Raw genomic sequence first — 12359 nt, forward strand, 5'->3', positions numbered from 1 at the left:
AAACATGGGATGATCATGATAACCAGGATGGTATCCGCCCGGACAATATTAGCGTCAATCTGTTCGCTGACGGGGTGAAGATTAAGACAACCCATGCACGTAAGGATACGGGATGGGTGTATTCGTTTAATAATCTTCCTGTCTACAAGAATGGCAAGAAGATTACCTATACGATTAGTGAAACCCCGGTAGAGGGTTATACCAGCACAACAACCGGGTTTAATCTGACGAATAAGCATACTCCAGCATCTACGAGTGTGCGAGTGGTTAAGAAGTGGGATGACAAGGATAATCAGGATAAGATTCGTCCGAACAGTATTCAGGTACAGCTCATGGCTAACAATGAACCATCCGGTTCTTCTGTGACTTTGAGTAAGGATACTGACTGGGAGTATACATTCACAAATCTTCCTGTTTACAAGGCGGGGAAGAAAATCGTGTACACGGTCACGGAAACCTCTACCGTGACAGGATATACGATGACAGGGAACACGAATAACCAGGGAGTCGTTACTATTACGAATTCTCATACGCCTACCCGTGTTCCTCCTACCCCGCCTACGCCTCACCTTGCACACACGGGAAGTAGTATCGCATGGATTGTCTGGCTTGTTATCTTCCTTGCTGTCATAGGTGGTGTCGTGGTGTTACTTAACCATACGCGCCGCTAAAAATCATAAAGACTTTACCATTTGTTTTGATCCCCTTAACTTCTCCTCTCAATCAAAGCAATGGTAAAGAAATAGGGTCTCATAGAAATAATCATTGACCATAACCCCTTACAGTCTATGAGACCCTATTTTCATAAAAAGTTACCACCTTCACAGTTAACGATGACTCACATTTTTTGAGGTGGTGGAAGGAGACTCAAGAATTTCTTATGATGAAAAAATATCCCCCTGCTCTATTCTTCAGCGTCTTAGTTATTTTTCTGGCCCTCAGACAAGCCGTTGCGCCTGAGTGGCGGATTACCGTCAGTATCGTTACTCTTTTCTTTCTCCTGTTCCTGTATTGTCTTGTTTTCCAATCGAGTAAAGATCCCAACCATATTTTGCTCGATCCGCACGCGTCGCGTCGAGATCTTCGACGTGCTTGTCGTGTGATAAAAAATCTCAAGAATTACACCGTCATAACCATCACCCCCACCTCTAGTGGGTGTGATGTGTGGTTGTTACGTATCCGCAACGGGATTATGACAGACACATATCATACGAAGATTCCTCTGTCTTTGGAAGATAGTGCTGCCTGTGAAACACCTGATGATGACCATGTGAGTGTGCTGCATGATATGGAAAAGTTTATGGGAACCGACATCCTGGTCGGACACGATATTACCGATTACGTCTATCCTCAGCTCAGTACTGTGTATGACAGGCTACTGCATCATCCGTTAACATTACCGTATATTGATACATTGTCGATTACACACTATATTTTCCCGAATTGGACCGATTATTCTTTCACCGCTATGCTTCACAACCTCGATATTGACACCGTGAGCCCGATGTCCGATTATCACCGGGCGCTTTACGTGTTTTACGCGTTTGAATATTTACGTCGTCATATGTACGACAACTAACCCATTCTTATCTACATACAGTTTTACACAATTTTTGGGTTAATGCTTAATGGAAAGGATAAAGATTTTATGCGTATTTGTATTCTTGGGCTTGGCGTTATTGGAACAACCTATGGGTATGCGTTTAGCCAAGCAGGACACCATGTAGATCATGTGCTGCGCGATGAGTCCAGTCTTATCGCGCCGCGTACTCTTAATATTCATTTGTATGATTGTCGCGCGCACCGTCCTGCTAATACGCACATTCATTCGTATGATGTGCATTTAGCGCCTATTCATTCTCACTATGATTTCATTTTTATTAGCGTCAGAAACGGGCTCTTACAGCAAGCAGTTGATACTATACGATCAAATAGGCTTACAGGTACTTTGGTGATCTTTTGTAACCTATGGGATAACCGATCTGATATTGAGTCGATTGTTGATGGATACCCGTATATTCTTGCGTTCCCTACAGCCGGCGGATATAAATATCATGGTGCTATCGATAGTGTTCTTTTAGATCATGTCATGGTCGAAAACCCGAAGAATACGACGTGTTCGTCGTATCATGATTTGATGAGTCTGTTTACTCATGCTCATATTCAGGTTGAAACCCCTCATGATATGCTCGAATGGATATGGATTCATATGGCTATTAACGCGGCCGTGACCGCGACGATCGGTCGAAATGGTGATGTGTCTCGTCCTCAAATTCTTGCCGACGAGTTTATGAAGGATGCCCACGCCCTGCAAAGAGCTATCCTCACGGTGCGTGAAACCTTACACACAGTCGAAGCACGAGGCGTGGATTTATCCCTGTATCACACTGAGGTTCGCCCGTATATGATGCCTTCATGGGGTGCGTCTCATGTAATGAAATACATGTTCGCCCATAATGAGCCAGCACGGCGTATTATGCTCATGCATAATGATATGAACGATATCATGTATGCGTGTCATAACGTGTATAGGACAGGGGAAGATTATCATCTTGACATGCCGTATTTTTATGAGGCCATGGACACGATTTATAGAAAAAAACCACAACTTGCTACGGTTTATGAACGTAGACAGTGACATTTTCTCATGGATGCTTTAGCTCTTGTGTATTTTCTGTCTCTGCCCATTCTCGTGCTCGTATCGACAACGTCACATACGAGGAAAGTAAAGATTGGCTGTTTTATTGTTGTCATGCTCATGAATATTCTCATCATCCTTTTCACCCTGTGCCATCTCATGTTCCCTATCTCTCTCTAGGAGAGGACATGAAAATGCGGGGACAGTCCCTTTACCCCCCTGCTATTTTTTCTGGGAAGAGGTGACAAAACCCAGAAAAATTGAGACTGTCCCCGACTTGATATTCACGAAACGACTAAAAAATTTATTCCATTCTCACGGTGTTATCCTCGTCTACGTATGACGATGAGCAGCATGGCAGCCATACTACTCATAAGAGCAAGCCCGGTAAGTGTAGGAATAATATCCATACCCGTGCGCGCTAAGACACGGTGAGATGAGGAAGACTGAGATCGAACAGGTGGAGTAGCCGGCGACTGAGGAACACGAGGTGTGACCGGTGTTACCGGTGTGGCTGGCGTTACTGGTGGATGTGAGATCGGACGTATACGTATTATCGTGTTGAGCCCAATACGATACGGGTTTTTAATATCGTTAGGGTTCACTGTCTTACTGGTCGGATCATACCCGTGGATATCTTGTCCTGGAATAATTTCCCACCCACTGGGGATACCTGGTAGTGGTGTTGCATCCGCTTGGGACGGATCACTAGGATGATTAGCGTAGACGCGCTCTGCTACCACGTTACCGCCTTCATCGATGAGCTGGATTTGTCCGAGCTGATGATAGTTGACATCACATACAACGTTGACCATGCTTCCATCGGGATCGATCCCTTGAGCGGGCGTGGTTACTTCGAGCGAATAATACCCTTCTAACACAGGCGTAGGGATTTCAGGAAACGTGGATGTGCTCGATGTGCCGGTAAAAATCTGCAGGGGTGTTATTTTGTTAAAATTTTCATCAGCCACATAGCATGTTGATTGTGCAGCCCTGGCCTGGGGTATAAACCCGAATGTAAGAATACTTGCGATAAGTATCAGTATGGTAGATACTGAGAGTGTTTTTCTTCTCATTCTTTTTCTCTTCTTCTCATTTTTTATCGTGTGTCACGACACAATATTTCCTGATATACAAGTAAGGGGTGCAGGGTGTGACAGTTTTTATAGTAAACGACAATGAAAAGTCGTATCAGGGTACACGCCAGTAAATATTGATAAAGAGTCTTTGCTGTTTTCCCATGTCTTCGCGTGATGCTCGGCTGTGTTTATAAAGTATAGTTTTATGGCACACTTCTCGTCCACATGTTTTCGCGTGGGACACGCCGTGGAAAGTGTGTCATAAAACGTTCCAAAAGTCTTTTCTCTTCTCCCCTATTTTTGATACGTTTATGACACACAATCCGTACATCGATGCGAAAGAATGGAAAGGCTCGTCATGTTGGTGGGATATGCACGCGTGAGTACCAGTGATCAAAATATTAATCGTCAAATTGATCTGCTGGCTGCAGCAGGAGTCGATACACGAAATATTTATCAGGAAAAAATCACCGGTACAACTAGGAAGCGTCCAGAACTTACCCGAATGCTAGAGGAACTCCAACCCCACGACACAGTAATCATCGTGGAATTATCGAGAATAAGTAGATCAACCCAAGATATGCTCTCCATCATCGAGCAGATTAAAACCAAAGGCGCGTTTATCAAATCATTACACGATACATGGTTAGATACTACAGACGAGAATCCTATGTCAGCTTTCCTTTTAACCGTTATGGCAGCGTTGAGTCAATTAGAACGCGATCAGCTGTCCCAACGTGTCAAAGAAGGATTAGAATCCGCGAAGAATCATGGTAAGAAACTTGGCTGCCCTTCTACGGCTAACCCTCAAGCATCAGCAGTCACTGCCATGTATACGGGCGGAATGAAGATCAGCGAGATAAGTAAACAAACACGCTTATCTCGATCCACCATTTATAGAATCCTACGCTCCGCTCATACCACACGTGTAAAAGACTAGAAGGCTAGATTTTAAATGTGTGATATTACCATTGTATGTCTGTAGCATCAGTGTAGTCTTCGTTTGGCTCATGGAGTGCTTCTATAAGAGAGTGTTCCATTCCTGGTATTGACATGAGATACTGTGTTTCTACGATGGACTCATTACTATCCTTAGTCAGGATGTGCTTGTTCTTATTGTGTGGGTTTGTTTGTGTCATCATGCTTAGATAGTCTTATTGTTTTCGTATATATTTATATATGTATATATGGTAGGAAGGAGATTTGTTATGAAAGTGTTAGATGTTGCTGCTCTTTTTATTGACGGGTATGCTCATGATGTGTCATTGACAAATCTCACTCTCAATAAACTTGTCTATTTTGCTCAGGTTGAAGCATTACGCAGAGATCCTCATTCCGCTTTATTTACCGATGAAATTCAAGCATGGAATTATGGTCCTGTTGAACCTGTAGTTTATGACACTTTTAAGAAGTATGGAAGTTCCAGGATTTTTACGGTACCTGTTCACGAGTCTTCTTACGAGGCTACAGCTGTAAATATTGTGGATACTGTTATGGATAAGTATGGGTGGATGACAGCTTTTGACTTGGTCAATTATTCACACCGTGCTGGTAGCGCATGGTCTAAAGTCTATACTGGTGAACACCATCGTATTATTACGATTAGTGATATTTTGAACTCATCTGATATACGCATGTATCCACAACGTTTTGGAACATTGGCTGATGCTATTGCTGTGACCGAGAAAAACTATGAGAACACGTTACGTATTCTAGGTGACGCATGAGTCCCTATGATTGTCTTATTTTCTCTGTTGAGCAGATTGAATCGTTTACTGAATCCATCTGCTCGACACATGATGCTATTCTTCTCTCTTCTCAAGGTCTCAACGTTTCTACTAATCACTCCTACGGGTTAGTGGAAAGTGTTGTTGCAGCAAACTTTAGTATGTATTATGATCATACGCCTGCTCAATTGCATGGGTTTACTGATATTTTTGATCAGGTGGCACATTTTGCTACTCAGTTATCTACTGATCATCCTTTTCCTGATGCGAATAAAAGAACAACTGTTGTTACGAGTGTTTCTTTATTGTATCAGCATGGTATTGGATTGTCGTTCACTGATGATCCCGATCCGGTGCATAATACACTGTATCAGTGGATTCAAGATATTGTAGAACGTAAAATCCCCATCGATGTTTTATCCCATCAATTACGCACTCACGCGTTTCTTATAGAAGATACTGTATATAAACCATTCTTATAGTGGGAATACTTTTATAATCTCCACGGATGAATACGGAATAAAAATGTACGGGGTGATGGTTTGGCACTGTGTTATGTAAGTCATCACCCCGTATTGTGTGTTATTTTATTCTATGCTCGCTGAATAGTTTTGCTGCTGAATACGTTGTTGTGTTTGTTCTTGGACGTACTGTTGTTTTTCTTCGTGTTGTTTGATGATTTGTGTGATGTGATGGCGTACGTATTGGTCGCTGTCTGTTTGCATGCTGATGGGTAGTTCATCGATGATGGTGTCCATGATAGTGTGATGATATTCTACAGCATTTGATCGTGTGAGGTTTTCTGGTATCATCTGGTCTGTTAATGCTTGCCATAATGGGCTGGTTTCTTCCTGGTTGTTGGTACGGGTAACGACAGTGGCTGTTGCTTTTTCTTGCATCGTCATGTGCTCATATGCGTTAGTGAGGAATTCTTTGTCATGTTCTCGGTTTCCGCTGGTTATGAGCGTGTATGTGACGGTCTCATTGTTTTCTTGGCTTCGCGTATCGGTGAAAAGACTTTCTGTGAGTTCGCTATCCGTAGTTGTGAGGATGTGGGCGTGGGGATGCTTCTCCTGATATTCCTGGGCTTGGATGGGGTTGGCAGCGATATAGATGGTGTTTGTTGTAGTGTTCATGTGTGTTTTCCTGTGCGTGTGTGGTGGGGTTGGTTGGTTGTTTTTGTAGTCGTATATTTGTGTGGTCAGGTTTGTTCTCCATGCTGCTAACAGTGGGGTAACATCTGCTTTTATACGATCTCCCAGGGGTGCGAAATTGTTAGTGATAGAGTGTTCTGCCCTGTAGATGAGTACGCTTTTGATGAGATTCATATATGTGTGGTAGGCGCGGGTTGCTACCACCGGCAGGGAGTTTTTGCCCTGGATAACTTTTTGCCATGCGGTGGGATTGCTCAGACTTTTAGCCGCTTGTCTGTCTAATGCTTCTTCGAGCATTTTGTCGGCTTGTTCCAGCATGTGTAATTGTGCTGGTGTTTTCTCTGTTACATGTTGAGGCGTGTAGGTGGTTAAGTACCCATACTTGCCTAAGCGGCTTGTCCCATGATGCGGGCTACTAATCTGGTTGAGACTACGGGTGAGAACACTGATAGTATCACCTTCATGCATTGTAGTGAATAAATGCTGATCCGCATCACTAACCTTGATGTCACTGTGTCCTTTTACTCGGTGAGTAATAATCTGATTCGCCTGGCGTGGGTCAATCATATATGCTTTCCCATAAGCAGTAATCAGCTCACTCCATCCTGGCTGTGTCTTCATGGCTTGGATCTCGTGCTCACTGTATAGAGAGGTCATAGCCTGTATGAGATCGTCTTCTACCAACACGTTTTGTAAGTATTGGCGTTCCGCGAGCAGTGTACTGATGGAGTGAGTCTGATTATTGTATTGCGTGCGACTTCGTGTAGCGAGCACGGTAGGGGTAGAGGCACATACCTGGTTGAGGTATGCGTCAGCTAACTCGGATTCTGTTGGTTCTATATCTTTGTCAGTGTAATACTTTTCAGGGTCAGGGTTGGTTGACTCGTATGCCCAGTATTTTTTACCGTGTTTTTCTTGTTCACTGGCTTTGGTTTTAACCCAGTTCGCATGATCATTATCTGCTAGAGGCGCAAGCTGTACATAAATCTCATTGCTGGTTTTCCCACGAGTTTGTGCCACATACAGGCTTGCACGGTTGAGGATACTGTCCGTGTTGATGATCACGCGTGCTTTATCGTAGGTTGCGCCTTGTGCGAGGTGGATGGTGGATGTGTAGCCGCCTTGCGCGTATTGTTTGACATACCAGAAAGGCAGGCGTGCAGTTTCCTCATTTTGTGGGTTTTTCACTTCTACTATCTGGCGTTCGATGTCGACGTTGGTGATAGTCCAGTGGTCTCCGTTATGCACACGCTCCCCGAGGCTGGTGGTGATGTTTCGCCCGGTGTTTTTACGCGTGATAATATGATCGCCTTTCCCGTAGGAGACCCCGTCGGCGAATTCTGTGCGAAGTGCGGGGTTGGTTTCTACTTTTCCTTGTGCCATTAAATCGAGAGTGAATCGTTCGTTCATGTGGGCAACGGTGTCATTGTCCGCGGCCATTAAGATCACGTCATAGCCGTGGGCAAGATCTGTGAGTGTGTCACTGTAGGCTTTTTCACTCATAGCATCCTCACTCATACTCTGATGAATACGATTCATATTCCTGTAGTCGCGTATTGCACTGTAGGTGCCATCCTTACTCAAGATTCCATCGCGTAAGTCTTGTGTGATGTGTGCTTCATGCTCATCCGTGAAACGGAACAGTGTGGTCAGCTGTGCGTAATGGTCTTTGCCTTGTAAGTATGTTTCATATAAGGCTCCACTTCCTTCTCCGACAGCGCCTAACTGCATGTGATCGCCCGTGTAGATGACACGCGTATTATGATCGGCTGCTAGCTGGGAAAGTTTGGCGAGGTCGGTACTGGAGGCCATTCCTGCTTCATCCACAATGAGCACACTATTATCAGGAATAGTGTATTGCGCAAGCTGCGTACGGTCGCGTACGAGCTGGGCGCGCAGATTTTTCTTCTCTTCTATGCTCACTGTAGGGTCGGAAAGTTGTTGCTCGATGCGCTGAATATTTTTTGCTACCGCGTGGTGAGTGTTCTCGGTAAGGATGGCTGCAATGTTAGCGCATGTAATGTTCATGCTCTCACTCATCTCTTCGGCAGCTCTGGTCGATGGTGCAGATCCTATGAGATGACCCTCGCCGAGAGTGTGGTCGATGACGTATTTCATGGCTTTGAGCGTGGTCGTTTTCCCGGTTCCTGCTGCACCAATGATACTAAATATGTGACGCTTCGTGGTCAACGCTGCTACTGCTGCATCATACTGGTCAACAGAGAGTGGATAGCGTGTTTGCTGATTATACTGGTCCAGAAGATCAGTGACTGTTTCCCTGTCGAGTAACCCGTTGTCATGCGTAGTATCAATAAGAGTTAGAAGATTTTTTTCGGCATCCATGAGCGTGATTGACGCGTAGAGTGAGGTGCCTTTTTTCATATCGAGCACACTCACATGGTCGCCTACACTGGTGGTGAGCGTGTATCGCGGGTCGTTCACTAGTTCGTCGGGGATACGATAACGTTCAGGTGTAATAGGGATAAAACGTGTGAGACATTCTCGTGTTATGTGATGCGCGATAGCAACGTGGTCGTCCACAGTTTTCAGGTTGAGCCCGTCAGTTAATGTTTGCGCTGTGGCGATAATATGGTCGAGACTGAAAGTGGTTTTATTGGCTGCTACCGTGTGTTCGAACGCTTGACTCACTTCGTTTTCACTGGCATTCGATGAGCGTGATGCGTGTGCTTCATCCGTAAGGTTCGCCTCTAATAAGGGTGTCATGAGGTGGAGGATATGCGTGTGATCGAGATGATCATACGTGTAGGTTTGCGTGTCCTGCCCGTGTTGACTTGCGACGAGTTCACTCGCATCGATGTCACGGGTCTGGGGGATTTCTTGTACACGTTGGACGCATGTATCCACACTGATAGTGTCCTGAGTTTTACGGTGCCTGGTGTCATTCCATGCGCGCTGTTCGAGCATTTTAAGCTCACGACCGGTCGGAGTATGCCCGTGCGTGGTCTCGTATTTTTCTATCAGTTCGTTGAGCCTGTTTGTGATGTGGGTACGCCTGGTGGATACTTCTTCGAGGATCTCACGGGGCATGTTTCTCATTTCCCAGACCTTGGTTTTATCCCCGCTCACACTGTCAGTAAGCGTCCATTCTATTCCCCAGTTTTCATGCATGATGGAACGTAATCGTTGCGCGTGCAGAATGTTGATGTGTTCTTTCACACTTAACAGTGTGCGCCCATCTAAAGCGACAATAGACCCGTCTTCGCGCGTGGCGAGGTTACTGATAACAGCATGTGTATGATAGTGGGGTTCACCATTTCTGTTGGTGTAATGCTGGTAGGCAGCTATAGTAAACCCGGTCAGTTTCGTACGTGCTACTCCCCCTTTGCCGATTCTTCCGTAGGCTGCATCGTGTTCGAATTGACCGATAGCTTCGCTTAATGATTGTTTCCACATGGCATCGAGTTCGCGTTTTTGCTCTTCGCTAGCGATCATCCAGAGGACGCTAAAACTTTTAGGTGCGGCGAATGTTGCATCATAGCCGAGCACGGTTGATGAGCTGTGTGGTTTGCGCGGGTCAGCGTTCCTCATACTAATGTGTGACGCTAGTTTGTGATGTGTTTCGGGGTGGTTCATGCGTTCGATGACGTCGAAAAGTTCTCCTTTCCCTACGATGTCTCCCTCATGTTTTCCGATCATGGAAAGCCCGCTTCCCATCCAGTATCCGGGTGGGTTTCCTTCATGCGTATAGTAGGAAGACATGCCATGAGTGGTGAGATTTCTCATGCTGTCGCTGACAGATTCTTCGAGGTATTTGGTGTATCCTGCGTGAATTATTTTCATACTCATACTCATAGTTGTCCTCCTACATACGCGTGATTTGGTTATTATTTTTAATAATTGTTCGACTCGTTCGAGCTATTTTCTTCACCATGAGACGACTCATCATGAGTATTATTTTCATGTGGTGTCTGCTCGTTTTGATCACTCATATGGTCGCTCATGGTGTTATCGAGTACGCTTGTGTCGTCTTTGCTGGTGTGTGTTTTTGCATTCACACTTGTGGTGAGCTTGCGCATGAGAGCGGTGAGATTATCGATGTTATTGTCTTTGAGTTCTTTAACACTTAATCCCATGTCTTGTGCTGCTCGGTACTCATCGAGGTAGGCTTGCATATCTTTTTCGAGTCGAGATTCGATAGCGCCGAGTCGTTTTTGAATGCTTTTGAACTGGGCTGCTTTAGCTTTGAGAGCGTCCATGCGTGCTTTCATTTCATGCTCGTAGCGTGTCAGTTCTTCTTCGAATTTGGATACCATAATTATTTTTCTCCTTATATTTATGTTGGATTATTTTCCTGTTATTAGATGATGGTGTACCCGTCATCTATGCTGGTGTTCCACTCATCCCACTCATCATTGTCATGCTCACTGACAAGTGGAGTGTACTCACTTACAACACTATTCACCTCACGGGTTTGTGTGGTGGTCGTGTCGATTATCGTATCGGGTGGGCTCAGTAATCGTTTCCAGTCGAGTTGTAATTTCTCAAACCGTTTGACCCAATAAGCTGCATGATCAGAGTCAGCGTGTACGCTAATGTATCCTGTTTCTACCATGCGTGGTAACACTACAGTCAACTCGTCGATGAGGTCGACAAGTTGTTTGTTGCGCGTAGTGAGTTTTTCGTTTTCTTCGCTCAGAGTGCGCATCATACTGTCACGCTCGTAGTCTTTCAAGGTCAGCTTCGCGTACGCCATATCACGTGCACGATCACGCTCGGCTTGTAGATGATCACGGTTAAAAAGTTTTCTACATGTTGGTGTACAAAACTTTTTACGCGCCTGTCTTCTAGTCATAACCTGGAATTGTTTTCCACACCGTTCACATGTGCGAATGATGGGAATAAATTCTCTTTTCTGTGGCATCTTGTCCTCCTTTCTATTATTTTTAGTTCAGACGATAGTACTGTCACTATGTAATGACACGTGTAAAAACATTTCATCGATATCGATGAAAAACCGATTGCGTCAATGACGCATTTATATGCCTTGAGGTATTGAAAATACACGCTTTAGCGTGAAAAATCACCCGGAGGGTGCATTGGTGCATGAAAACATAAAAATGTATGTTTTCAACTCACATGATTTTTCTTTTCACATATTTTCTTAAAAATTTATGAATAAAAATTGTGGGATAGAAGAAAAATGAGATAAGCAAAAATTAAAAACAAAAAATTAAAAGTACTAGAAAAATATTTTTCACTTTTACCCGCATCGTGGAAAAATTTTTCACACGAAAATCAGAAAAAATTTTATCCCCATACCGCATAACCACATTTAAAATTTTTTCACATGATAAAAATTTTAGAAACGCAAAAATGAGTTTGCCCCTCACACAGGTGAGGGGCAAACTCTAGAAAAAATTTTTTTAATACACGACATCGAGCACGAGACCCGAGTCGGGGTCGTAGCAGAACGCGCATCCACCGTCCTCGTTCCAACTACATAACAGTGCCAGCTTATTAATGTCGATGGATTGCATGAGTAAACTCATCGGTTGACTCGTCATATCATCATAGTGTGGATTGATCCATGTGGTCATGAAGTCATCAAACCATTCGTCCACACTCATAATGCTTGCCGCTTCAATCTCGCCACTAGTATGCTTGTTGTTCATCCATGTTTTAAACTTGGGGTAATCTTCTAACGCCTTATCTAAGTCACGCGCATTGTCGAACCATGTACACATTTTTTGTTTTTCTTTCCGTGATTTGGGTTGCTCCTCCTTGAGGGCAACCCTTAAAT

General features: G+C 44.3%; 12 protein-coding genes. 6 read left to right on the plus strand and 6 right to left on the minus strand.

Features of this window, described 5'->3' with window-relative positions; translation table 11 throughout:
- The 3 genes from EJ419_RS06195 to EJ419_RS06205 all read left to right on the plus strand — a co-directional run.
- The coding region (locus EJ419_RS06195; protein ID WP_131284716.1) for a Cna B-type domain-containing protein at positions 1-671 on the plus strand (671 nt) is incomplete at its 5' end.
- Positions 672-1192: 521 nt separating this feature from the next.
- Positions 1193-1579: a hypothetical protein gene (locus tag EJ419_RS06200; RefSeq protein ID WP_131284718.1), complete on the plus strand. Its 387-nt coding sequence runs from the start codon at positions 1193-1195 to the stop codon at positions 1577-1579.
- 69 nt (positions 1580-1648) lie between these two features.
- Complete coding sequence (locus tag EJ419_RS06205; protein WP_131284719.1) at positions 1649-2638, plus strand: ketopantoate reductase family protein; 990 nt, start codon at positions 1649-1651, stop codon at positions 2636-2638.
- Positions 2639-2961: 323 nt separating this feature from the next.
- Here EJ419_RS06205 and EJ419_RS06210 read toward each other — a convergent pair whose 3' ends face one another.
- Positions 2962-3609, minus strand: a complete 648-nt coding sequence (locus tag EJ419_RS06210; protein WP_131284721.1) for a hypothetical protein — start codon at positions 3607-3609, stop codon at positions 2962-2964.
- A gap of 466 nt (positions 3610-4075) precedes the next feature.
- Here EJ419_RS06210 and EJ419_RS06215 point away from each other — a divergent pair, with 466 nt between their 5' ends.
- A complete protein-coding gene (locus tag EJ419_RS06215; protein ID WP_131284857.1) occupies positions 4076-4657 on the plus strand; it encodes a recombinase family protein in 582 nt (193 codons plus the stop codon).
- Positions 4658-4682: 25 nt separating this feature from the next.
- Here EJ419_RS06215 and EJ419_RS08345 read toward each other — a convergent pair whose 3' ends face one another.
- Positions 4683-4859: a hypothetical protein gene (locus tag EJ419_RS08345; RefSeq protein WP_165496263.1), complete on the minus strand. Its 177-nt coding sequence runs from the start codon at positions 4857-4859 to the stop codon at positions 4683-4685.
- Between the two features lie 66 nt (positions 4860-4925).
- On the opposite strand from EJ419_RS08345, the gene EJ419_RS06220 reads away from it, so the two are divergent.
- Positions 4926-5444, plus strand: a complete 519-nt coding sequence (locus EJ419_RS06220) for a Panacea domain-containing protein (RefSeq protein WP_131284723.1) — start codon at positions 4926-4928, stop codon at positions 5442-5444.
- Complete coding sequence (locus EJ419_RS06225; RefSeq protein WP_131284725.1) at positions 5441-5926, plus strand: Fic family protein; 486 nt, start codon at positions 5441-5443, stop codon at positions 5924-5926. Before EJ419_RS06220 ends, EJ419_RS06225 begins: the two co-directional genes overlap by 4 nt.
- Positions 5927-6031: 105 nt before the next feature.
- Here the strand turns inward: EJ419_RS06225 and mobF are convergent, their stop codons facing one another.
- From mobF to EJ419_RS06245, 4 genes are all read right to left on the minus strand, one after another.
- A complete protein-coding gene (gene mobF / locus EJ419_RS06230; RefSeq protein WP_131284727.1) occupies positions 6032-10411 on the minus strand; it encodes a MobF family relaxase in 4380 nt (1459 codons plus the stop codon).
- Positions 10412-10449: 38 nt separating this feature from the next.
- Positions 10450-10872: a hypothetical protein gene (locus tag EJ419_RS06235; protein WP_131284729.1), complete on the minus strand. Its 423-nt coding sequence runs from the start codon at positions 10870-10872 to the stop codon at positions 10450-10452.
- Positions 10873-10916: 44 nt separating this feature from the next.
- A complete protein-coding gene (locus EJ419_RS06240) occupies positions 10917-11480 on the minus strand; it encodes a hypothetical protein (RefSeq protein WP_131284731.1) in 564 nt (187 codons plus the stop codon).
- Between the two features lie 502 nt (positions 11481-11982).
- Entirely contained in the window at positions 11983-12303 is a 321-nt protein-coding gene (locus EJ419_RS06245) for a hypothetical protein (RefSeq protein WP_131284733.1), read from the minus strand.
- Between the last annotated feature and the right edge of the window lie 56 nt (positions 12304-12359).

It is taken from the genome of Alloscardovia theropitheci (genome assembly GCF_004332295.1).
GTDB lineage: Bacteria > Actinomycetota > Actinomycetes > Actinomycetales > Bifidobacteriaceae > Alloscardovia > Alloscardovia theropitheci.

Bases quoted from the DNA above. Each gene is read 5' to 3' on its own strand.
- EJ419_RS06200 (WP_131284718.1), top strand. From the start codon at position 1,193: ATGACAGACACATATCATACGAAGATTCCTCTGTCTTTGGAAGATAGT.
- EJ419_RS06205 (WP_131284719.1), top strand. From the start codon at position 1,649: ATGCGTATTTGTATTCTTGGGCTTGGCGTTATTGGAACAACCTATGGG.
- EJ419_RS06215 (WP_131284857.1), top strand. From the start codon at position 4,076: ATGTTGGTGGGATATGCACGCGTGAGTACCAGTGATCAAAATATTAAT.
- EJ419_RS08345 (WP_165496263.1), bottom strand. From the start codon at position 4,859: ATGATGACACAAACAAACCCACACAATAAGAACAAGCACATCCTGACT.
- EJ419_RS06220 (WP_131284723.1), top strand. From the start codon at position 4,926: ATGAAAGTGTTAGATGTTGCTGCTCTTTTTATTGACGGGTATGCTCAT.
- EJ419_RS06225 (WP_131284725.1), top strand. From the start codon at position 5,441: ATGAGTCCCTATGATTGTCTTATTTTCTCTGTTGAGCAGATTGAATCG.
- mobF (WP_131284727.1), bottom strand. From the start codon at position 10,411: ATGAGTATGAGTATGAAAATAATTCACGCAGGATACACCAAATACCTC.
- EJ419_RS06235 (WP_131284729.1), bottom strand. From the start codon at position 10,872: ATGGTATCCAAATTCGAAGAAGAACTGACACGCTACGAGCATGAAATG.
- EJ419_RS06240 (WP_131284731.1), bottom strand. From the start codon at position 11,480: ATGCCACAGAAAAGAGAATTTATTCCCATCATTCGCACATGTGAACGG.
- EJ419_RS06245 (WP_131284733.1), bottom strand. From the start codon at position 12,303: ATGTGTACATGGTTCGACAATGCGCGTGACTTAGATAAGGCGTTAGAA.